This is a genomic window from Hydrogenophaga sp. BPS33 (assembly GCF_009859475.1).
Lineage (GTDB): Bacteria > Pseudomonadota > Gammaproteobacteria > Burkholderiales > Burkholderiaceae_C > Hydrogenophaga.
In genome coordinates, this window is the sequence record NZ_CP044549.1 from 1,731,165 (window position 1) to 1,751,714 (window position 20,550).

Here is a 20,550-nt window from a genome sequence, read left to right on the forward strand (position 1 = left end):
GAATGACAGGCTCCGCAATATCTGAACTTCTCTGCGCGCGCCACAGTTGCCGCGCTTTCTTGCCGGAGCCCGTTCCACGCCCGCTCGTCGACCGCATCTTTTCGACGGCGCAGCGCACAGCATCGTGGTGCAACGCGCAGCCTTGGCATGCCACGGTGGCCTCCGGAGAGGCCCTTGAGCGGCTCCGGACCTTGCTTCTTCGTCGATTCGATGAACAACACCCGGCAACGCCGGACCTCGCGTTTCCATCGGCATATGTTGGGCGCTATCTGGACCGCAGAAGGCAATGCGGTTTGCAGCTTTACGAGTCTGTGGGAGTCGGGCGACACGACACGCAAGCCGCGATGCGCCAGTCGCGGGAGAACTTTCGATTCTTCGGCGCTCCGCACGTGGCTGTCATGACGACCCACGCCCAACTCGGTGTTTATGGTGCCGTGGACGTTGGCGGTTTTGTGCAAGTTCTGATGCTTGTCATGCAGGCCCACGGCGTAGCTTCCATCTGCCAGGCGGCGCCAGCGGCCTATGGCAACGAGGTGAAGGGGCTGCTCGGGATTGATCTGAGCCGCCAAATGGTTTGCGCCGTCTCCTTTGGCTACGAAGCGGCAGCCCATCCGGCCAATTCATTTCGCACGCAAAGAGCCTGCACCGATGAGGCCGTTACCTGGATCAACGACTAGCGGGGTCGTCCCGTGACAGACCTTTTCGGGTCTTCATGACGCGGTGCTGGCCAACCGCTTGCGTTCCTGGTCGAACGCTTCGAGCACAAACGGGGCGGGGATCGCGCCGTTGATCTTGCAGTCGATGAAGATGGGGCCCTGCGGTGCGCTCAGCAAAGGAGCCAGCGCGCGAAGTTCCTCCAACGTGCGCACTGTTGCGGTCTGAAATCCGAAAGTAGCCGCCACAGGGGCGAAATCGATATCAAAGAACTGGGACTTCGCCACGGGCATGTTGCGCTCTTTGAGGTAGTGCAATTCGGCGCCATACGCGCAATCGTTCATGAGCACGATGACCAGTGGGATGTCTTCGCGCGCCACGGTTTCCAGCTCGCCCAAGGTCATGAGCAAGCCACCATCACCTATGAAAAGCACGGTTGTTTCGTCTGGCCGCGCTTTCGCGAAGCCCAGCGCGGTGCCAAAACCCATGCCGATCGATGAGAAATCGGTCGTTGCCTTGAAGTGCGCCGGACCTGGAACACCAAAGTAGGGAACGACCTGGAAGAAGTTGCCGGCGTCATACACCGCGTTGCGCACCTGTGGAAGCAGGACATCCAGCTCCAGCGCCAGGGTGCGCGGGTCGATCGTCCGTGGCGTGCTGACCGACGTGAACTCGCTGGCCAGATCGAACGACTGCAACGAATGGCGCAGCGCGTCCGAATGCAGCGGCTTCTCCTCGGCCGAGCGTTCGGGCAGCAGTGCCAGCAATTGCTCAGCCGCATCGCGCGCATCGCCGACCACGGAAACATCGGCTGCCCACCAGCGACCAATGTGGCTGCGGTCACGGTCCACCTGAATCAACGGCACGCCGGCAGGGATGGCATCGCCGAAGCTCGTGGTGCGCTGATTCAGGCTGGCGCCGAATACCAGTACGCAGTCGGCCTGATCGAAGGCGCGCCGACCCGCACTGTGCGAAAACGAGCCGATCAGCCCAGCGTTGAAGGGATGGTCGCGAAACATGTCCTTGGCTTTCAGCGTGGAGGCCAGGACGGCGCCGATCCGATCGGCCAAACGCATCACAGCGTCTCGCGCGCCGGACTCATGAGCGCCCAGGCCGCAGATGATGAGCGGCTTGCGACTTGCTGCCAGCAGCGATGCGGCGGCGGCGAGGGATGGTCTAGCTGCTGGAGAGGCAGCGGGCGGAGCGGGCGCAACTGGAGCTTGCTCCGCTTCATCGATATCGATGTGCATCTGCTGCACGTTCGTTGGCAGGAGCAGCACCGCCGCGCCATCCTGAGCGGCGCTCAGCGCCTTCGCCAGCGTTGCTCGCGCGCTGGCAGGTTCGTTCGCTGTGAACACGCGAAAGCCGGCTGTTTGCAGCACCGCTTGCGAATCGAAGCCTTTGGAGTCCGGGCCGAGCGCGTTGGGTTTGGTGGAGCCCGTGGGCGTACTGCCCATGATGATCAGAACGCGCGCCCCGCTGCGTTGAGCGAACATCGCACCGTTCAGGGCATTGGCGGTTGCCGGACCGCGCCCGACGATGGCGATGCCGACTCGACCGGTCGCGCTGGCATAGCCCTCTGCCATGGCAACGGCATTGTTTTCATGGCGCGCGCCGTGAAAGGGTATGCCCAAAGAGTCAATGGAAGACACGAGCAGCGCAGTGTCGTCGCTCATCAGTCCAAAGACGGCTTGGGCTCCTGCGGTTCGGATGTCGAGGGCGAGAATTTCGTAAACGGGACGGCGGTGTTTCATCTTCTGTCTTGCCAAAAATAAATGCGAGGCCTCTTGGCCTCGCACGGAAGTGCCACGGTGGCGCTGGCTCACTTGACGTCAGCTGCGTCCATCACGATGTTCGAATCGACCCATGCGCCGTTCTTGATCTCCATTTGAAGGACTGACGTCAATCCCAGATGGCGATCGGGACTGAACGTGACGGGCGGGAAAATGCCTCCGTCATGGTTGCGGAACTTGTAGAGCGCGTTGTAGAAGCTGTCGTGCGTCAGCGGACCCTGCACTTGTGACACGGCCTGCAGAAACAGCTTGGTCTGGCCATAGCTGAACAATGAGACAAAGTCTGGCTGTGCGCCCGGGACATACTTTTCCAAGGCGGCGCGGTACTCCTTGATGGCAGGGGAGTCGCCAAACGGCGAGCGTGTCCAGGAGATCGCCTTCACGCCGTTGACAGCCGGACCGCCTCGCTCGATGGTCTTCTGGGTGACGATGGGCGCCCATGCGTAGACGGGCAGCTTCACACCTTGATTGGCCAGTTCGCGCGCCAACGCGGCAAATTCGGCCTCGGTCTGCATCGCAATGATGGCGTCTGGCTTCTTTTGCATGATCTGCAGTGCGATCGGCGTGTAATCCTGCGTGGGCAGTTTGACGCCCAGCATTTCGATGCTTGCGCCGGCGGACGCGTTCTTGAAAGCAGGTTCTGCGGCCGCGGCGGCCTTTGCAAAGGTGGCTCCTTCAATATGCACCACGATGACCTTCTTGCGACCCTCTTTCGCGGCCCACTGTCCCAAGACTTTCGCCATGTCTTCGTACAGCACCTGCATCCCGAAGAGGCCTTTGCGCGGTGGTGAAAACCATTCTGTCAGACCGCCATAAGGGCCGAAGATGGGTGTTTTCTGCTGTTCCAGCAGATACGGAAGCGTGGCGGCGACTTGCGCGTTGCCATTCGAATTGATGAGCGCAAAGATTTTGTCGGACGACACCATCTTGCGTGTGACCGCAATCGCCTGGGGCGTGGAAAACGCGTTGTCCTCGGCCACGAGTTTGATCTGCCTTCCGTTGACGCCGCCTTTTGCGTTGACCATTTTGACGTAAGCGTCGGCACCGTCACGAAGCGGAACACCATAGATGGCCAGTGGTCCCGTGGTCGAATTCATTTGCCCGATGGTGAGCGATTGCGCCGTGACGCCGGGCGTTTCCTGAGCCTGAACAAGATGGGCGAAAGAAAGCAAGCTCGCTGCGGCGCTGAGCAGAACGGGTCTGAAGATGGTTTTCATGGTCTCTGGGTCTCTGGTGGGGGTTTTCAGGCCGTCGGATTCCGCGCCGCGGCGGCGACTTCGGGATGGAATGTGTCACCGTCCCAACCGGGCGGTGGGTCACACGGAACTGTGCCGATGGCTGCCGGCACCGACACCTCAATGATTTCGAAGAAGTCGGATGTATGAATCTCGTTGTGGCGAAAGCCGGGTGGGATGAAAAGCGAGCCGCCTTCCTCGATCTTCTGGGTGGTGCCGTCTTCAAACTGCAGCTCGATCCACCCTTGCAACACATAGACCAACTGCTGCTCGCACTCGTGGTAGTGCCAGCCCGTGGGCTTGGACATGCCTTGGGTCGCGAATTGCACATCGGCGCGCATGCTGCCGTTGCTCGCGGCAGTCACACCCAGATCGCGGTATTTGAAGAATTTGCGGCGGCCCTCTTTGAAGGGCGCCGATTCTTTGCTGGCCACCACGAATTTCATGTCGGACAGCCTCCGCGGCCTGGACACCGAGTCTGACTGCTGCTCCGAAGATGGACCTTGAACGGGGGTATGGATCATTGTCAAAATCTCCTTTCAACCTTGCTGACGCGTTGTAGTGGGGGTGCCCATCAATCGATGGCGGTGCCGACGTATCCCGAACGCAGCGCCTCAGCGACTGCGGCGCCATCTGCTGGACCGGCGTACGAGATCTTTCCTCTCTCCAGCACGTGAATGGACTGGGCAAAACGAATGGCGTGGGTGGCCTGCTGCTCTATGACCATGACTGTCACGCCCTGCTGGTTCAGTGCCGTCAGGACCTCATAGACCTTCTCGATGAGAATCGGTGCGAGTCCCATCGATGGCTCGTCGATCAACAGCATTTGAGGATCGGCCATCAAGGCACGGGCGAGTGCGAGCATCTGCCGCTCGCCACCGCTCAGCATGCCTGCCTGACGCGTGCGCATGCCGTCGCGCAATCGCGTGGGCAAAATCTCGACCACTTCATCGAGGCGCGCCTTGATGCGAGAGCGGCCAAAACCCGCACCATAGCCACCGAGGACCAGGTTTTCTTCGATCGTCAGCTGACCAAAGAGGCGACGGCCTTCAGGCACCAAACAGATGCCTGAGCGAACCAGACTTCGCCCCCGTGCCGATGCTTTCGTGGACGTAACACCCTCGTAGAGCAGGCTGCCCGATGTCGGCCAAAGCACGCCGCTGAGAATTTGCGCCAAGGTTGACTTGCCCGCTCCGTTGGGACCCAACAACGCACAGAACGAACCCTTTTCGATCGTCAATGACACACCGTCCACGGCCAAGACGCCGCTGTAGCGGTGCACGATGTGGCGAGCGTCGATCATCATGGGCCGCGCATTCCCCGTTGTTTCCCTGGTTGGCAATGGCAATGGCAATGGCAATGGCAATGGCACGGCGTCAGGCACTCTGCACCTCATAAGTCGTTGATTCGACAGCTGCTGTCACCAGTGGGGCGGATCCAAAATACGCGCGCTGCACCTCCGGATGGCTTTGGATCTCGCGCGGGCTGCCTGTGGCGATGACTTGACCGAAATCCAGTACCACCACATGGTCCGAAATGCTCAGAACTTCTTGCACCGCGTGATCGATGATCAGGATGGATACACCCGCGGATTTCATGCCGCGCAAGATGGCTCGAAGCTCGCGTGTCTCGTCTCCATCCAGACCAGAGAACGGTTCATCCAACGCCACGACCGATGGCCCCATCGCAAGAATGCGACCGATGTCGGCCACTTTCTGAATACCGAAGGGCAGTGCCTCCGGAAACTGTTCCGCCACGTCGAGAAGCCCCAGTTCTCCAAGAATGCGCTCGGTCAAAACAGAGGCTTCCACCGGCGACACATCGGTGCTTGACGCGCGCTTTCTCATGGTCGCGGCGAGCAGGACCATTTCACGTATGGTCAGTTCGCCAAACAGCTCGGCATGTTGAAACGTGCGTCCGAATCCCAGTTGCAAACGCCGGTGCGCGGGATGTGCGGTGAGCTCCTCGGTGCCCAGCTTCATGGCTCGGCAGCTGCTCGGCAACACGTACCCGCTCAATGCGTTCAAGAGCGTTGTCTTGCCTGCGCCATTGGGTCCGATGAGTCCAACCGCAGAGCCAGGTTCAACGCGAAGCGACACGTCCTGCAGCGCCTTGAGACCGCCGAATTCCACACAGAGTCCGTCAATGGCGAGTGCGCTGGACGATCTGGGCATCAGTTCAGCGGCCAGTGCTGCGATGCGCCGCGATGTGGCTTCGTCCACATGGCGTGCGTGATCTGCACCGTTTGAACTGCCGCCCTGCGCCTGGGGGGACTTCGACTTTCCCGTGAGCAGTTGCAACAAGCTGGGCACAATGCCACGCGGCAGAAAGAGCAACACGATGATCATGCCCAGTCCCAGTGCAAAGGCGGATGCATCTCGCAGACCGCGGGCGAACTCGGGAACGAAGACCACGAAGCCTGCCCCGACGACCGCTCCGAGGAAACTTGAGATCCCGCCAATGACGGTGGCCGCGATCAGCATCACGCCATGGTCGAGGTTGTAGGTCTCAGGCTCAAGGTACCCAATGGTGACGGCACCCGCCACGCCAGCAATCGCCGCAATGGCCGCACTGAAAGAAAAGGCCAGAGCGTTCTCTCGAGCCGGCACCAGACCCAGCGATGTGGAGGCCATGCGATGGCTCTTGACGGCCCGCCAACGGCGGCCAATGGCGCCCTTGATGACCACGTCAGAAGCGATGAATACGATGACCGCCAGCGCGAGCGTCAACCAAAGGGCATCCGAACTCCCGATCGAACGACCTAGGAGCCAGGAGTGCATGGGACCCATGGGCATACCTTGGTCGCCCCCTGTGAATGCCATGAGACGCCCCACCACCTCCAACCCCGTGAGTGCGACGGCCATCGTCAACAGGCCGAAATAGAGAATCGAAAACCGTCCCGCGCTCAGTCCAAGCAAATAGCCCACGGCGGCGGCGAGAACGGCGACCACTGGCACGATGACTTCCACCGGCACGTTCATCGCCGCGAGGTTGGCGCAGAAGTAGGCGCCAAGCGCGATGAAGGCGGTGTGCCCCAAGGACCATATGCCCGCCGTGCCCGCCAGGATCGAAATGGCGAGCACCGCGATGGCATTGAAACCCACGGTGGCCACCAGAATGCGTCCGTAGTCCGTGAGGCCCGTCGCCATGAGCGCGACAAGTCCTGCCGCACCCACGATCAGAAGCCGCCTACCCGTCGGGCCGTTCGCGGCATGTCGCAATGATGGTGTTCTCACTACACGCGCTCCTTCTTCAACGCCCCAAGAACGCCCGCTGGACGCAAGAACAGGATGACCACGATCACACCGAAAACGATGGTGTCCCGGAAGTTTGCAGACACGTATCGTCCGGCAATGTTGTCGAGCATCCCGATCACGAAACCCCCGACCACCGCACCGGGCATGCTTGTAAGACCGCCGAGAAAAACGCCTGCAAACCCGCGAAACAAAGGATGGTGCGCCAGCGTCGGGCTCAACGCAGACTCGGCTGCGATGAAGAAAATTGCCAGGCACGCGAGAGAGCAACCCAGGAACCAGGCGAGCAGCGCCAGTCTTCCTGCATCCAGGCCGATCATTCGAGCCGCAAACGGATCCTCTGCGCCCGCACGCATGGCCGCGCCCAGCGCCGTGCGCGCGAAGAACCAGCCAACGACCCCCATAGCGGCCAGCGCAAGACCCGCAGCGACCAGCTTGTTCCAGCTGATGGCGACCCCCGCCAACACAAGCGAGCCTTCGATCAATGTCGGGAAACTAATCGCCTGGTGCCCCCAGATGGCGCCCACCAGCGCTCGAATGACCAACCCCAGACCGATGGTGACCACCAATGCAATGAACACGATGTTCTTTCGGTGCCCCAGCGGTTGAATGAGGAGCTTTTGTGTTGCCATGCCGACCACCCCGGCCGTGAGCATGGCCATCACCAATGCAATCGTCATCGGTGCGCCTGCACCAATGGCGACTGCTGCGAGATAGACCGAAAGCGTGCCGGTGTCGCCGATGGCGAAATGCACCGTGTCGGTGGACCGGAAAATGATCACGATGCCCAATGCCAGCAAGGCATAGGCGGCGCCGCTGGCCAGACCCGAGATCAAGATGGGAACGATATCCAACATCGATCGCCTTCAAAGAGCCGAAGCGCGCGCCAGGAGTTCTGTGTCGTCCTCAATGCCAAGATGAGCGACAGCATTGTTCTCTTTGGCACGTCGGTAGTAGTCCTCGGGGCCAATGCGCACTTCTTTGCCTTGGGCATCGAATCCCACCACGTGACCATGAATCACTGCGACGCCAACGAAGCCGTCTGGCGATGTGGGCTCATGCACAGTGCCTGGTGGCTCATAGAGGTAGCCACCGGCATAAATCATGTCGGCCGTACCGCTCTCGGCATCCTCGTAACCGAACGAGCCCGACATCAAGTACAGCTCCACAGGTTTCAGATGCTGGTGAATGGCGAGCTTGGTTCCCTTTTCTACTTTCACGAGAAGGGTGCAGCGTTCTCCTGCGAAGTCCAACAGCTTGTAATCCACGCCATTCAAGAAAAATGATGTCCAGGGGATGGTGTTCGTGTCGGTGAATCGGTTTCCCTTTTCCTTCTTCGCCTTGAGCGATCCAGATTTCGCGTCACTGATCATGTTCATATCCTGTTCCTTTTGTTCCGTAGAGAGGCCGAAAACAAGGTCCGTCGTCCGCTGCAAAAAGAGCATTTGCTGACCCGGATATACCGTATAGTACCGTTGCTATACCGGTGGGTAATAGGGGTTTGTACCACCGCTGCCCGACATCTGTTTTCTTCTGGGCGCGCCGATGTACGGCGTGGATAGTTGAATGCAATCACACGATCTGAGACGCCATGCACATGCGTAAAGCCCTTGTCCATCACGATCAAAAAGGAGGGGTGCTGCTTGATGAGCAAGTGGCCATCGTCACGGGTGGCGCCTCTGGCATCGGAAAGGCCATCGCCGCACTGCTCTGTGCAGATGGCGCGAGCGTGCATGTGATCGACCGCGACGAGGACGCACTCGGTGCCGCCGTACGCGATCTGAAGAGGCTCGGTGGAAGCTGTACGGCACATGGCTTCGATCTGCGCAACCATTCGCAGATTGCGGATCTCATCACCCGGATCCACGCTCAGTCCGGCCGCGTGAATATCCTCGTCAACTCCGCCGCTGTGATCGATTCCGGCCGGACGCTTCTTGACATTGACGTGGAAAGTTGGGATCTGGTCCACGACGTCAATCTGAAAGCACCGCTTCTGCTAATGCAAGCGGCCGCCAAACGCATGGTGGCCGGGGGACAGGGCGGTCGCATCGTCAACGTGACGTCGAGTTCCGCGTTCCGTGCGGTCATGGCCTATCCTGGCTACGCGAGTTCGAAAGCCGCGTTGACACAACTCACAAGAACAGCGGCGAGCGAGCTGGGTCCCTACAACATCAACGTGAACTGCGTGGCACCAGGAATCACCGTGACACCGCTCCTCGATGGAATCAATGGACTCGAGGGTGCGCAGCGGCTGTCAGAAAGTGGTCCGCTTGCCAATTTGCTGCAACGTCCGTCCATGCCGGACGATGTTGCCGAGGTTGTCCGGTTTTTGTGTTTGCCCGGTAGCCGGCAAATTACGGGGCAGACGATTCACACAAGCGCTGGTGCTGTGGTCTGAGGTCTCCGGCGTCGCCGGTACTCACCCGGCTGAATGCCATTCCATCGCTTGAAGGCTCGGTGGAAGGCGCTGGCATCGTTGAATCCCAGAGACGCACCGATGTCGTCCACATTCACGTTGCTGTTGCAAAGCTGGTCGATGGCCAGATCATTGCGCAATTGATCCTTGATGGACCTGTAGCTGCATTTCTCGCTGTCCAGGCGTCGACGCAACGTGGTCGCTGAAATCCCGAACTCCCTCGCAAGGCTGTCGAAGACGGGCCACGTGTCGGGGCCCTCGGCACCCGAGCGCAGACGCTTCCTCACCCGAGCACCCCAGCTTTCTTCATTGCGGTATTTGAGGAATACGGACTGAGGCGCAGTGCGAAGAAATGTTTGCAAGCTTGCAGGCGTTTGCGCAACTGGGGACTCCAGGTCTGCAACGTGAAATCGCATGCACGTCTGCGTGGCATCAAAACGCACGTCGCTGCAGTACATGAGACGGTACTCCTGCGCGTGATCAGGCCTTCTGAACGCAAAATCCAGGCGCACGATTTCGACGCGGCGACCGACAAGCCAACACATCAGCCCGTGAATCAGAACGAGCATTGTTTCGTCGGCAAAGCGACGGTCTGCCTCGTCTGCGATGCCATTGGAGAGCCACACAGTGGCTTCGCCTTTCTCAAGCCGGAGTTGCCCTTTCATCTCGTCCAGGAAGAGAGAGAGGCCACGCAGAATCCGCCTCAGTGCTCGATCGAGATTGGGGCAGGCGAGCGCAGCTTGGGACAGCAAGGCAAAACTGCCCACTTTCATGCGGCGGCAGTCCAGACCAAAGAATTCATCATCGAGTGCTTGAGCGACCGCCAGCCAAAGCACAGAAAAACTGTTGGCGGGAACGCGGGCATTGCGTGCGCTCAGCAACCCCTCTGAAATGCCCGCCGTGCCCAGAACACGCGATCGGTCGTCCGCATTGAGGTGGCGGATGGCCGCGTTCACAAAATGGATGGAAATGGTGTGTTTTTCGATGGTGTCCATCTTGCAATTCGAATCTTCCGGGTCGTGAAATTATGCGGGGAACATGGCAAAAACCGCCACGCCCGTGAATGGGATTCACATGGCTCCGGGGCTTCAGGCGACATACAGTCAAGCAGGAGATTTCAGTTCATGAGCAACCTGTCCGCCGAATACCAGGCCCTGGCCAACTACCGCCCCACGCACAAGGTGCGTTTCGTCACCGCCGCCAGCCTCTTTGACGGGCACGACGCGGCCATCAACATCATGCGGCGCATCCTGCAGGGCATGGGCGCCGAAGTGATCCACCTCGGCCACAACCGTTCGGTCGACGAGGTCGTCACCGCCGCGTTGCAGGAAGATGCACAAGGCATCGCCATCAGCTCGTACCAGGGTGGGCACGTCGAGTACTTCAAGTACATGGTGGATCTGCTCAAGAGCCGCGGCGGCGAACACATCCAGGTGTTCGGCGGTGGCGGCGGTGTGATCGTGCCGTCTGAGATCCGCGAGCTGCAAGACTATGGCGTGGCGCGCATCTACAGCCCGGAAGACGGTCAACGCATGGGCCTGGCCGGCATGATCGGCGAGATGGTGATGCGCTGCGACCGCGACCTCAGCCCTTATGCGCCCAAGGCATTGGCGGCAATCGTTGGCCAAGGCGAAATGAACTGGCGCGCGCTCGCCCAGCTCATCACGGTGCTGGAAAACGGCAGCGCCGACCAAGCGATCGTGAAGGCCTTGCGCGAACAGGCCCAGACGAAGAAGGTACCCGTGCTCGGCATCACCGGCACGGGCGGCGCAGGCAAGTCCTCGCTCACCGACGAACTCATCCGCCGCCTGCGCCTGGACCAGGACGACCGCCTGCGTGTGGCGGTGATCTCCATCGACCCCTCGCGCCGCAAGAGCGGTGGCGCCCTGCTCGGCGACCGCATCCGCATGAACGCGATCAACCCTTGGCGAGAGGGCCAACGCGTCTACATGCGCAGCCTGGCCACGCGCGACTTCGGCAGCGAGATCAGCGCGGCGCTGCCCGACGTGATCGCCGCTTGCAAATGCGCCGGCTTCGACCTCATCGTGGTCGAAACCTCGGGTATCGGCCAGGGCGATGCGGCGATCGTGCCGCACGTCGACGTGCCCATGTACGTGATGACGCCCGAATTCGGCGCGGCCAGCCAATTGGAGAAGATCGACATGCTCGACTTCGCGGCCTTCGTCGCCATCAACAAGTTCGACCGCAAGGGCGCGCTCGATGCCTTGCGCGACGTGTCCAAGCAGGTGCAGCGCAACCAGGAAGCCTGGAGCACGCCGCCGGACCAGATGCCGGTGTTCGGCACCATGGCCGCGCGCTTCAACGACGACGGTGTGACCGCGCTGTACCAGGCGCTCAAGACCAGGCTGGGCGAGCTCGGCCTGCCGCTGCAAGAGGGCCGCCTGCCCACCGTGGGCGTGCGCCACAGCACCAACCAGACGCCCATCGTGCCGCCGGCGCGCACGCGTTACCTGGCCGACATCAGCGACACGGTGCGCGGCTACAAGAAGAAGGCCATCGAACAATCGCGGCTGGCGCGCACGCTGCAGCAGCTCAGCGCCACGGCGCAGATGCTGCGCGCGGACAAGCCCGACCGCGCGCGTGCCGCCGAGGCCGTGGACGATCTCGTGCAGGCCCGTTCGCTGGAGCAAGACCCGTCGGCCCGCAAGCTGCTCGGGCAATGGCCCGACATGCAGAAGGCCTACGCGGGCGACGAGTACGTGGTGAAGATCCGCGACAAGGAAATCCGCACCGCACTCACCACCCAAAGCCTTTCGGGCACGGTCATCCGCAAGGTCGCGCTGCCGAAGTACGAAGACCACGGCGAAATCTTGAAGTGGCTCATGCTCGACAACGTGCCCGGCAGCTTCCCCTACACCGCCGGCACCTTTGCATTCAAGCGCGAGGGCGAAGATCCCACGCGCATGTTCGCGGGTGAAGGCGATGCCTTCCGCACCAACCGCCGCTTCAAGCTGCTCTCCGAAGGCATGGCGGCCAAGCGCCTGTCCACCGCGTTCGACTCGGTCACGCTCTACGGCAACGACCCCGACCCGCGCCCGGACATCTACGGCAAGGTCGGCAACTCGGGCGTCTCCATTGCCACACTGGACGACATGAAGGTGCTGTACGGTGGCTTCGACCTGTGCCACCCCGCCACCTCGGTCTCCATGACCATCAACGGCCCGGCGCCGAGCATTCTCGCGATGTTCATGAACACCGCGATCGACCAGAACCTGGAGAAATTCAAAGCCGAGAACGGCCGCGAGCCCACCGACACCGAAGCCGCCAAGATCCGCGAGTGGGTGCTGGCCAATGTGCGCGGCACGGTCCAGGCCGACATCCTGAAGGAAGACCAGGGCCAGAACACCTGCATCTTCTCCACCGAGTTTTCGTTGAAGGTGATGGGTGACATCGCCGAGTACTTCGTGCACCACGACGTGCGCAACTTCTACTCGGTCTCCATCTCCGGGTACCACATCGCCGAAGCCGGCGCCAACCCGATCAGCCAGCTCGCCTTCACGCTCTCCAACGGCTTCACCTTCGTGGAGGCGTACCTGGCGCGCGGCATGCACATCGACGATTTCGCGCCCAACCTGAGCTTCTTCTTCAGCAACGGCATGGACCCGGAGTACACGGTGCTCGGCCGCGTGGCGCGGCGCATCTGGTCGGTGGCCATGCGCGATCGCTACGGCGCGAACGAGCGCAGCCAGAAGCTGAAGTACCACGTGCAGACCAGCGGCCGCTCATTGCACGCGCAGGAAATCCAGTTCAACGACATCCGCACCACGCTGCAGGCGCTGATCGCGATCTACGACAACTGCAACAGCCTGCACACCAACGCCTTCGACGAGGCCATCACCACGCCGACCGAAGACAGCGTGCGCCGTGCCATGGCGATCCAGCTCATCATCAACCGCGAATGGGGACTGGCCAAGAACGAGAACCCGAACCAGGGCGCGTTCATCATCGACGAGCTCACCGAGCTGGTCGAAGAAGCCGTGCTGCAGGAGTTCGAAAAGATCGCCGAACGCGGTGGCGTGCTGGGCGCGATGGAAACCGGCTACCAGCGCGGCAAGATCCAGGACGAGTCCATGCACTACGAGATGCTCAAGCACACGGGCGAATACCCGATCGTGGGCGTGAACACATTCCGCAACCCGCACGGCGATGCGATCCCCGAAACGCTGGAACTCGCGCGCTCGACCGATGACGAGAAGCAGAACCAGCTGCAGCGGCTGGCCGACTTCCACGCACGCCATGCGACCGAATCACCAGTCATGCTGCAGCGACTGCGCCAGGCGGTGATCGAGAACGGCAACGTGTTCGAGGTGCTGATGGACGCGGTGCGTGTGTGCTCGCTCGGTCAGATCACCAGCGCCTTGTTTGAGGTGGGCGGGCAGTACCGGCGCAACATGTGAAAACGCTGCGGCTCGCAGGTCGATGAAGCGACTCTCGCGCAGCCGCCGCTTTCGCCAGCCAGGAGCATCTGTCGGCATGCTCTTGAGTCAAATCCCAGAAACTCTCCCTCATCCCTTATGACAAGTACGAACACCCGCGATATTTTTGTCGTCGCAGCCGCACGAACGGCCATTGGCACATTCGGAGGTTCACTCAAGGAGGTTCCTCTTTCGACGCTCGCCACGGTGGCGGTCCGTGCGGCGCTGCGACGCAGCGGTGCCGAGCCGGCGGCGGTGGGCCATGTCGTCATGGGCAACGTGATTCCGACCGAACCTCGTGACGCATACCTGGCGCGCGTTGCCGGGATGGATGCAGGCGTTCCGCAGGAGACACCCGCATTTAACGTCAATCGCCTGTGCGGCTCCGGCTTGCAAGCGATCATCTCGGCGGCGCAGGTGATTCGCCTTGGCGAAGCCGAGGTTGCCATTGGCGGTGGCGCAGAGTCGATGAGCCGCGGGCCCTACATTCTGAACTCGGCCAGATGGGGCGCCCGGATGGGCGATGTGCAGACGACCGATTACATGTTGGGCATACTGCACGATCCTTTTCACCGAATCCACATGGGCATCACGGCCGAAAACGTCGCCCGGCGAGAAGGCATCACCCGCGACATGCAAGATGCGCTGGCTGTGGAAAGTCAGAAGCGCGCAGAGCATGCCATCAAGGTGGGTCGCTTCGAAGAGCAAATCGAACCGGTGGAGATCGAGAGTCGCAAAGGTATGGTGGTGTTCGACACGGACGAACATGTACGCGCCGGCGCCACGCTGGAGCAATTGGCCGGCATGAAGCCTGTCTTCGAGAAGCAAGGCACCGTCACCGCAGGCAATTCTTCCGGCCTCAACGATGGCGCAGCGGCCGTTGTGCTGGCCAGCGACGCCGCGCTGAAGGGCGGACAGCTCAAGCCGATGGCGCGTTTGGTGAGTTACGCTCACGCCGGCGTCGACCCCCAATTGATGGGGCTTGGTCCCGTACCCGCGAGCCAACTGGCGCTGCGGCGCGCAGGACTCAAAGTCGCTGACATGGATGTGATCGAATCCAACGAAGCCTTTGCCGCCCAGGCCTGCGCGGTGTCGCGTCTCTTGGACTTGGATCCGGCCAAAGTAAACCCGAACGGATCGGGCATTTCACTCGGGCACCCCGTAGGCGCCACGGGTGCGATCATCGTCACCAAGGCGATCCATGAGTTGCAGCGCGTGGGCGGTCGCTATGCGCTCGTCACCATGTGCATCGGGGGTGGTCAAGGGATTGCCGCTATTTTTGAACGAACATAAAGCACCTTATCCAGAGACACACGAAACAATGGCTTCCCCTCCACCGACTTCTTCCCTCGTCCTCGGCCGCGAAGGCGCGGTTGCCACCATCACATTCAACCGACCTCGATCGCTGAATGCCGTCGACGTGCCGATGGCGCAGGGCTTCTTGGCTGCGGCCCAAGAGATTGCCGCCGACAGAAGCGTGCGCGCGGTGCTGATGCGAGGTGCGGGCAAGGGCTTCATGGCCGGTGGCGATCTCGAGTTGCTGCGGGCCGACCCCAAGGGTGGCGCGGCAGCCCTCATTGGCCCATTGCACGCAGCGTTGAAAGTGCTCGCGGCCAACGATGCGCCAGTGGTCGCGCAAGTGCATGGTGTCGCGGCAGGGGCGGGGTTGAGCCTGATGCTGCAGGCCGACTTCGTGCTGGCGGCCGAGGGCACCCGCTTCAACCTGGCGTACGTGAATATTGGCACCAGCTGCGATGTCGGCGCGTCCTGGTCGTTGCCACGCCATGTGGGCTTGCGGCGCGCCCTGGAGATTGCGTTGCTGGGCGACACGGTGGATGCGGTGGCTGCCGAGCAGATGGGTCTGATCAACCGGGTGCTGCCTGTGGACGCGTTGCCGGGCGAAGCGATGGCGCTGGCGCAACGGCTTGCTGCTGGTCCTACCGTCGCGTTGAGCCAATTGCGCCGCCTCTTACGCAACAGTCTGGATCGCGACCTCGAAACGCAATTGGACCTGGAAGAGAAGGGATTCCAGGTATGCGCGGCGAGCTCAGATTTCTGCGCCGGTGTTGATGCATTTTTTGCTGGCGTGAGGCCGGTGTTCAGCGGCACCTGAAATTTTTCAGTTCTCCTTTGTCTTGATGTTTTTTGCTTGGTCATCTCCTGTTCCAGTCATTTTGTGTTTTTAGGTAAAGCAATCATGACCATTCACCACGGGTACTCCAGATAGAACTTGAGCCGCCGGGCAGGTAGAGCGTTACTACCCCGGTGCCGCGTTGGCACCGGAGTCCAGAATGAAACGCTCTTCCTCAAGCACAGCCAAATCCAAGTCAGTTCCCGCAAAGCGCCGCGCGCCGTCCAAGCCCAAGACTGCGAGCAGGCCGACCAAGGCCTTTGCTGCCAAGTTCTCTGCCAAGCCCCTGGTCAAGGCCGCTGCTAAGACTGCGCGCGCCTCGCAGAAGTCGGCTCCCGCAGCTGATCCTTCTGCCGTCCTCGATCCCTCGAAGTCGAAGCAATCCCAGCTGATCGCCCTGCTTGGCGCGGCATCGGGTGCTTCCATGGTCCAGATGACGTCGCTCACCGGGTGGTTGCCCCACACAGTGCGCGGCACCATCAGCGCGGCCTTGCGCAAGCGCCTGGGACTCAACGTCCAGTGTCAGATGGAGGAGGGCGTGCGCATCTACCGCATCGCTGGAGCAGTGACCCTATGAGCGAATCCATGAACGATGTGACGTCGCTTCAGTCCGCCGACCGCGACAGCCTGGTCGAGCAGTGGAAACGCGCCTTCAAGTGCGAACCCCCTGCGCGATCGAACACGGGGTTGCTGCGCCGCGTGCTCGCCTGGCACGCCCAGTGCGAGGCCAACGGCCTGAAGCCCCTGGCATCCATTTCCTCAGTCCAAGGTTCTGCCGCGTCCGCTTCTTCCATCGCTCCCGCGTCCTCCACCGTCCCCATCTCAGCTCCCACTCCCACTCCTACCCTCAGCCCCGGCACACGCCTGCTGCGCGAGTGGCGAGGCAACACCCACGAAGTGCGCGTGGTGGCCCACGGCTTCGAATACGCCGGCCAGTCCTACAAGAGCCTGAGCCGCATCGCCCGCACCATCACCGGCACCCCCTGGTCCGGCCCCGCCTTCTTTGGACTCAAGAACTGATGGCGACCAAGGCTTCCCTGTCCAACCCCGTCCTTCCTCCCACCCTGGCCTGCGCGATCTACACCCGCAAGTCCTCCGAAGAAGGCCTGGAGCAGGATTTCAACTCCCTGCACGCCCAGCGCGAGGCCTGCGAAGCGTTCGTGCTGAGCCAGAAGAGCCTGGGCTGGTCCCTCATCCCCACCGCCTACGACGACGGGGGCTTCTCCGGCGGCAACGTGGAGCGCCCCAGCCTCAAACGCCTGATCGAGGACATCGAGGCCGGCAAGATCAAGGTGATCGTGGTCTACAAGGTCGACCGCCTGACCCGCTCCCTGGCCGACTTCGCCAAGCTGGTCGATCTCTTCGATGCCAAGGGCGTGTCCTTCGTCTCGGTCACCCAGCAGTTCAACACCACCACCTCCATGGGGCGGCTGACCTTGAACGTGCTGCTCTCCTTCGCCCAGTTCGAGCGGGAGGTGACCGCAGAGCGCATCCGCGACAAGATCGCCGCCTCCAAGCGCAAGGGCATGTGGATGGGGGGCGTGGCACCTGTGGGCTACCGGGCCAAGAACCGCACCCTGGAGTTCGAGGAACCGCACGCCAGCCGGATCCGGGAGCTCTATGCCCTGTACCTGAAGATCAACTGCCTCACCCGCTTGACGGAAGCGGTAGAAGCCAAGGGCTGGCTCACCCCGCAGCGCGAGAACAAGCGCCTGGGCTACGGTGGCAACAAGAAGTTCAGCCGTGGGCACCTGCACCACATCCTGCGCAACCCGATCTACGCGGGTTTGGTGCACCACCAGGGAGAACACCACCCCGGCAAGCACCCGGCGCTCATCGAGATGGCGCTCTGGACCAAGGTGCAGGAGCGCCTGAAGGCCAACCGGCAGGGGGTCAAGGGAGCGAGTCCAGCCCAAGGCAAAGCGCTGAACCCGAGCCTGCTCAACGGCAAGGTGTTCGATGAAACCGGGCGAAGGCTGGCTCCGAACCACGCGATCAAGAACAAGAAGCGGTACCGGTACTACTCGACGCCGGCGGATTCGGTGGGGGCGCCAGTGCGCCTGCCGGCGGTGGAGGTCGAGCAGTTCGTGATCCGGGCGATCGTGGACTGGGCGTCCAGTGATATCCGGGTGCTGGATGCGGTGGGGTGGGGCAGTGCCCAGGAGGCGGCACGGGTGCTGGAGGAGGCCCAGAAGCTCAGCCGCGTATTGCAGGAGATCGACCAAGGACTCGCTTCAAATCCTCCCAAGCCAGGTCCGAACTATGGAGCGTTGCAAGAATGCGTGAGCCGGGTGGAAATCGCCCCGGCCTGTGTGCGGATCACGCTGGATCTAGAAGGTTGTGGCTTGCGGCAGGCAGATGAACACGGGAAGGCCGAAGCGAAGAGTAGGGCGGCACCCGTCATCGAAGTCCCAGCCGTGCGCAAGCGCTACGGTATGGCGGTGCGTCTGGTCATTGGAGAGAACGGACCGATGCTGCGCAAGCGAAAACCCAACCGCAGCCTGGTCTCGCTGATGGAGCGAGGCAAGAGCTGGCTGCAAAGGTTCACCCTGGACGGCAAGTCGATCGAAGACATCGCCGAGCAGGAGAAGCTCAGTCCGAGGTATGTGAGCCGGGTCCTCAACGTCGCGTTGCTGGCGCCGGACATCGTGCAGGCCTTGCAGCAAGGGGAGCACCCACTGGAGATCACGGCCACACGCTTGATCACGTCAGTGCCTTTCCCCGCGGACTGGAGTGAGCAGCGTCAGATGCTTGGGATGACCACCATCACCGACAAGCCAGTATCAGAAAGCCACTCTATACCTTGGGCTTCATGAACTTCTTGTAGTTGCGCAGGGGTCTAGTCGTTATTGCCCTGCGCTCGCAATCCGTCTAACACCTTGCGGCGGGCTTCGGACGGTAGCCGGTGGTACAGGCGCAGCAATTCGGCCTCATCGTCTTTCGCGGCGTAGAAATAGGCTGCCGGTAGCTTCAGCACCTTGCCCAGGGCGACCATCAGATCGTAGTTCGGAGCGCGCGCACCAACCTCGTACCGGTTCATGCGGGCACTCGCAGACATCGGATCCAGGCCGGCCTCAATGCCCAGCGCCTCTTGCGAGAGTCCCGCCTCTGCACGCGCCGCCTTCAAGCGCTTTCCCAAAACCGACATTCAAGCCCCAAGCAACACAAAGGGCAAATCGTCTGGGTTAGCGTGAAAACATTTACTACCGTATTGGTAGTCATCGAGTTAAGCTCGCGACTCTTTCAACCAAACAAGAACGCTTCCACCATGAATTTGCTTTTGCTTAGCCGGACTCATCGAACTATTTCCTCGCTCTGCGCATCGCCTTCCGCCTCATTCCAGGCTGCACTTTTGACCCTGGTGGTCCTGAGCGGACCAGTTCTCGCCCAAGAGCGCGCGCGGCAATGGTTCTCGCCGAACAGGAGCTTTAGCGAGTGCTTCTCCTCGCGTTCGCCTGCGGAGCGGATCCGGATGATTCAGGACGAGGGCAGACATGCGCGCGTCAAAGAGCTGCCAAACGGATCTGTCGAAGTGGCGGTGAGGAGCTCGGCCTCGACCGAGGAAGTCTGGACCTACTACCCCGATGAGCGAACGTGCGTGGCGCAGCTGCCGCGCTCGCAAGCGGTCCCTTCGCGCTACGAATGACGCTTCATCTCAAACGAGCGTGGTTGGAGGGAGCGGCGCTGAAGGCGTTTCCTGGCTGCGCGTTCGTCTTGATGCCTGTTGTCTGCGCCGATTTCCATGCATGCAGGCAAGTAGGTCTGTATTGAATTCTCTTTTGTGGTGGTGATGAAAATGAAAAAACTGGTCGTCGTGATGGTGGCGCTGCTGCTGCTGGCTGCATGCAGCGGTGAAGGTGTGGGTTTGAGCTGGGGCTTCGGCGCAGGCGCTTCTGAGTCGATTGAACGTGATGCCAAGGTGGTGGACGCCGCCGAGTACTTCAAAAACCTGCCTCAGTACGAGGGGCAGACGGTGTACCTCTATCTTCGTAAAGTGATGGGATCTCAGGTTGAAGAGTCGGTGAGGAGCATGGATCACCGCGACACGAGCGAATATGGCTTTCTCAAGCCCAGCAAGAAGATCTTGGCGAGCTGGCTGAGTGCGGGGTTCGAAGATGAAGCCAGCTACACCGTGACGTTCAGGGTGACAGCGAGAGATGATTCCGCGGGGAAGAAGCTCTTCTACGCGATCGAGTTTGATCGATTCATCGTCAACTCTGAGGACGGCTGCATGTTCCTGGATGACGAGACCGCAGCGCCCCTGGAGCTGAAGAACGGTCTTCCCTCGGGACGGGCCAAGCGGCCGTTTGCGGCAATTGTTCCGAACTTCGAAGCGGTGAGCCTCTACCCGGAGAAGTACGTGGGCAAGCGGATGTTCTCGTCGATCAGGGTGTTCAAGAAGGACTTCAGGACCTTCAACGACAAGTACTGGATCGTGAAGGAAGGCGACCTCAAGGTGCTTCTTCCCAAAGCCGTCATCGAGCGAAAGATGCCCGTGATCAACGACTTCTTCACCTCGCAGTTTGTCGGCAAGCTCGAATCTTCCAGCGATGGCTTCACGCTCACCATCGAAGATCTTTGGGTTCGATGGTGAGCGTGAAGTCATCGAAGACTTTTGGATTCGATGAGGT

18 protein-coding genes are annotated in these 20,550 nt (G+C 61.2%); 9 read left to right on the forward strand and 9 right to left on the reverse strand.

Going from position 1 to position 20,550, the window contains the following annotated elements:
* Positions 1-2: 2 nt before the first annotated feature.
* A complete protein-coding gene (locus tag F9K07_RS08175) occupies positions 3-677 on the forward strand; it encodes a nitroreductase (protein WP_159596861.1) in 675 nt (224 codons plus the stop codon).
* A 33-nt stretch (positions 678-710) separates the two neighbouring features.
* Here the strand turns inward: F9K07_RS08175 and F9K07_RS08180 are convergent, their stop codons facing one another.
* The 7 genes from F9K07_RS08180 to F9K07_RS08210 all read right to left on the reverse strand — a co-directional run bounded on the left by F9K07_RS08180 (position 711) and on the right by F9K07_RS08210 (position 8,315).
* Positions 711-2,480 carry a thiamine pyrophosphate-binding protein gene (locus F9K07_RS08180; RefSeq protein ID WP_236581836.1) on the reverse strand — a complete coding sequence of 590 codons (1,770 nt, stop codon included), beginning with the start codon at positions 2,478-2,480 and terminating at the stop codon, positions 711-713.
* Entirely contained in the window at positions 2,477-3,664 is a 1,188-nt protein-coding gene (locus F9K07_RS08185) for an ABC transporter substrate-binding protein (protein WP_159591264.1), read from the reverse strand. Before F9K07_RS08185 ends, F9K07_RS08180 begins: the two co-directional genes overlap by 4 nt.
* A 26-nt stretch (positions 3,665-3,690) precedes the next feature.
* On the reverse strand, positions 3,691-4,128 hold the full coding sequence (locus tag F9K07_RS08190; protein WP_159591267.1) for a cupin domain-containing protein: 438 nt from the start codon (positions 4,126-4,128) through the stop codon (positions 3,691-3,693).
* 128 nt (positions 4,129-4,256) lie between these two features.
* Entirely contained in the window at positions 4,257-4,988 is a 732-nt protein-coding gene (locus tag F9K07_RS08195; RefSeq protein ID WP_159591270.1) for an ABC transporter ATP-binding protein, read from the reverse strand.
* Between the two features lie 70 nt (positions 4,989-5,058).
* A complete protein-coding gene (locus F9K07_RS08200) occupies positions 5,059-6,831 on the reverse strand; it encodes a branched-chain amino acid ABC transporter ATP-binding protein/permease (RefSeq protein ID WP_159591273.1) in 1,773 nt (590 codons plus the stop codon).
* Positions 6,832-6,917: 86 nt separating this feature from the next.
* Positions 6,918-7,793 carry a branched-chain amino acid ABC transporter permease gene (locus F9K07_RS08205; protein ID WP_268894748.1) on the reverse strand — a complete coding sequence of 292 codons (876 nt, stop codon included), beginning with the start codon at positions 7,791-7,793 and terminating at the stop codon, positions 6,918-6,920.
* 9 nt (positions 7,794-7,802) lie between these two features.
* The gene (locus F9K07_RS08210; protein WP_159591279.1) at positions 7,803-8,315 is read right to left on the reverse strand and encodes a cupin domain-containing protein; all 513 of its coding nucleotides are present in this window, start codon (positions 8,313-8,315) and stop codon (positions 7,803-7,805) included.
* Positions 8,316-8,527: 212 nt separating this feature from the next.
* On the opposite strand from F9K07_RS08210, the gene F9K07_RS08215 reads away from it, so the two are divergent.
* Positions 8,528-9,334, forward strand: coding sequence for an SDR family NAD(P)-dependent oxidoreductase (locus tag F9K07_RS08215; protein WP_159591282.1), 807 nt, complete (start codon positions 8,528-8,530; stop codon positions 9,332-9,334).
* Here F9K07_RS08215 and F9K07_RS08220 read toward each other — a convergent pair.
* Positions 9,307-10,347 carry an AraC family transcriptional regulator gene (locus F9K07_RS08220; protein ID WP_159591286.1) on the reverse strand — a complete coding sequence of 347 codons (1,041 nt, stop codon included), beginning with the start codon at positions 10,345-10,347 and terminating at the stop codon, positions 9,307-9,309. The two genes, F9K07_RS08215 and F9K07_RS08220, sit on opposite strands and share 28 nt — an antisense overlap.
* A gap of 129 nt (positions 10,348-10,476) precedes the next feature.
* On the opposite strand from F9K07_RS08220, the gene icmF reads away from it, so the two are divergent.
* From icmF to F9K07_RS08250, 6 genes are all read left to right on the forward strand, one after another.
* The gene (icmF, locus tag F9K07_RS08225; RefSeq protein WP_159591290.1) at positions 10,477-13,770 is read left to right on the forward strand and encodes a fused isobutyryl-CoA mutase/GTPase IcmF; all 3,294 of its coding nucleotides are present in this window, start codon (positions 10,477-10,479) and stop codon (positions 13,768-13,770) included.
* Positions 13,771-13,887: 117 nt separating this feature from the next.
* Entirely contained in the window at positions 13,888-15,081 is a 1,194-nt protein-coding gene (locus F9K07_RS08230) for an acetyl-CoA C-acyltransferase family protein (RefSeq protein WP_159591293.1), read from the forward strand.
* Positions 15,082-15,109: 28 nt separating this feature from the next.
* The gene (locus F9K07_RS08235; RefSeq protein ID WP_159596862.1) at positions 15,110-15,901 is read left to right on the forward strand and encodes an enoyl-CoA hydratase/isomerase family protein; all 792 of its coding nucleotides are present in this window, start codon (positions 15,110-15,112) and stop codon (positions 15,899-15,901) included.
* 178 nt (positions 15,902-16,079) lie between these two features.
* Positions 16,080-16,496, forward strand: a complete 417-nt coding sequence (locus tag F9K07_RS08240) for a DUF3489 domain-containing protein (RefSeq protein WP_159591296.1) — start codon at positions 16,080-16,082, stop codon at positions 16,494-16,496.
* Positions 16,497-16,504: 8 nt separating this feature from the next.
* Positions 16,505-16,939 carry a DUF2924 domain-containing protein gene (locus F9K07_RS08245; RefSeq protein WP_159591299.1) on the forward strand — a complete coding sequence of 145 codons (435 nt, stop codon included), beginning with the start codon at positions 16,505-16,507 and terminating at the stop codon, positions 16,937-16,939.
* Positions 16,939-18,735, forward strand: a complete 1,797-nt coding sequence (locus tag F9K07_RS08250) for a recombinase family protein (protein ID WP_159591302.1) — start codon at positions 16,939-16,941, stop codon at positions 18,733-18,735. The genes F9K07_RS08245 and F9K07_RS08250 overlap by 1 nt, the downstream gene beginning before the upstream one ends.
* A gap of 23 nt (positions 18,736-18,758) precedes the next feature.
* Here the strand turns inward: F9K07_RS08250 and F9K07_RS08255 are convergent, their stop codons facing one another.
* The gene (locus F9K07_RS08255; RefSeq protein WP_159591305.1) at positions 18,759-19,067 is read right to left on the reverse strand and encodes a helix-turn-helix domain-containing protein; all 309 of its coding nucleotides are present in this window, start codon (positions 19,065-19,067) and stop codon (positions 18,759-18,761) included.
* A gap of 648 nt (positions 19,068-19,715) precedes the next feature.
* Here F9K07_RS08255 and F9K07_RS08265 point away from each other — a divergent pair.
* On the forward strand, positions 19,716-20,513 hold the full coding sequence (locus F9K07_RS08265) for a hypothetical protein (protein WP_159591311.1): 798 nt from the start codon (positions 19,716-19,718) through the stop codon (positions 20,511-20,513).
* The last annotated feature ends 37 nt before the right edge of the window (positions 20,514-20,550 follow it).

What these genes read in the sequence shown, in the direction of transcription:
- F9K07_RS08250 (WP_159591302.1), top strand. Translation starts at nt 16,939, where the DNA reads ATGGCGACCAAGGCTTCCCTGTCCAACCCCGTCCTTCCTCCCACCCTG.
- F9K07_RS08175 (WP_159596861.1), top strand. Translation starts at nt 3, where the DNA reads ATGACAGGCTCCGCAATATCTGAACTTCTCTGCGCGCGCCACAGTTGC.
- F9K07_RS08230 (WP_159591293.1), top strand. Translation starts at nt 13,888, where the DNA reads ATGACAAGTACGAACACCCGCGATATTTTTGTCGTCGCAGCCGCACGA.
- F9K07_RS08235 (WP_159596862.1), top strand. Translation starts at nt 15,110, where the DNA reads ATGGCTTCCCCTCCACCGACTTCTTCCCTCGTCCTCGGCCGCGAAGGC.
- icmF (WP_159591290.1), top strand. Translation starts at nt 10,477, where the DNA reads ATGAGCAACCTGTCCGCCGAATACCAGGCCCTGGCCAACTACCGCCCC.
- F9K07_RS08205 (WP_268894748.1), bottom strand. Translation starts at nt 7,793, where the DNA reads ATGTTGGATATCGTTCCCATCTTGATCTCGGGTCTGGCCAGCGGCGCC.
- F9K07_RS08220 (WP_159591286.1), bottom strand. Translation starts at nt 10,347, where the DNA reads ATGGACACCATCGAAAAACACACCATTTCCATCCATTTTGTGAACGCG.
- F9K07_RS08240 (WP_159591296.1), top strand. Translation starts at nt 16,080, where the DNA reads ATGAAACGCTCTTCCTCAAGCACAGCCAAATCCAAGTCAGTTCCCGCA.
- F9K07_RS08215 (WP_159591282.1), top strand. Translation starts at nt 8,528, where the DNA reads ATGCACATGCGTAAAGCCCTTGTCCATCACGATCAAAAAGGAGGGGTG.
- F9K07_RS08255 (WP_159591305.1), bottom strand. Translation starts at nt 19,067, where the DNA reads ATGTCGGTTTTGGGAAAGCGCTTGAAGGCGGCGCGTGCAGAGGCGGGA.
- F9K07_RS08265 (WP_159591311.1), top strand. Translation starts at nt 19,716, where the DNA reads ATGAAAAAACTGGTCGTCGTGATGGTGGCGCTGCTGCTGCTGGCTGCA.
- F9K07_RS08185 (WP_159591264.1), bottom strand. Translation starts at nt 3,664, where the DNA reads ATGAAAACCATCTTCAGACCCGTTCTGCTCAGCGCCGCAGCGAGCTTG.
- F9K07_RS08190 (WP_159591267.1), bottom strand. Translation starts at nt 4,128, where the DNA reads ATGAAATTCGTGGTGGCCAGCAAAGAATCGGCGCCCTTCAAAGAGGGC.
- F9K07_RS08210 (WP_159591279.1), bottom strand. Translation starts at nt 8,315, where the DNA reads ATGAACATGATCAGTGACGCGAAATCTGGATCGCTCAAGGCGAAGAAG.
- F9K07_RS08200 (WP_159591273.1), bottom strand. Translation starts at nt 6,831, where the DNA reads ATGGCGACGGGCCTCACGGACTACGGACGCATTCTGGTGGCCACCGTG.
- F9K07_RS08195 (WP_159591270.1), bottom strand. Translation starts at nt 4,988, where the DNA reads ATGATGATCGACGCTCGCCACATCGTGCACCGCTACAGCGGCGTCTTG.
- F9K07_RS08245 (WP_159591299.1), top strand. Translation starts at nt 16,505, where the DNA reads ATGAACGATGTGACGTCGCTTCAGTCCGCCGACCGCGACAGCCTGGTC.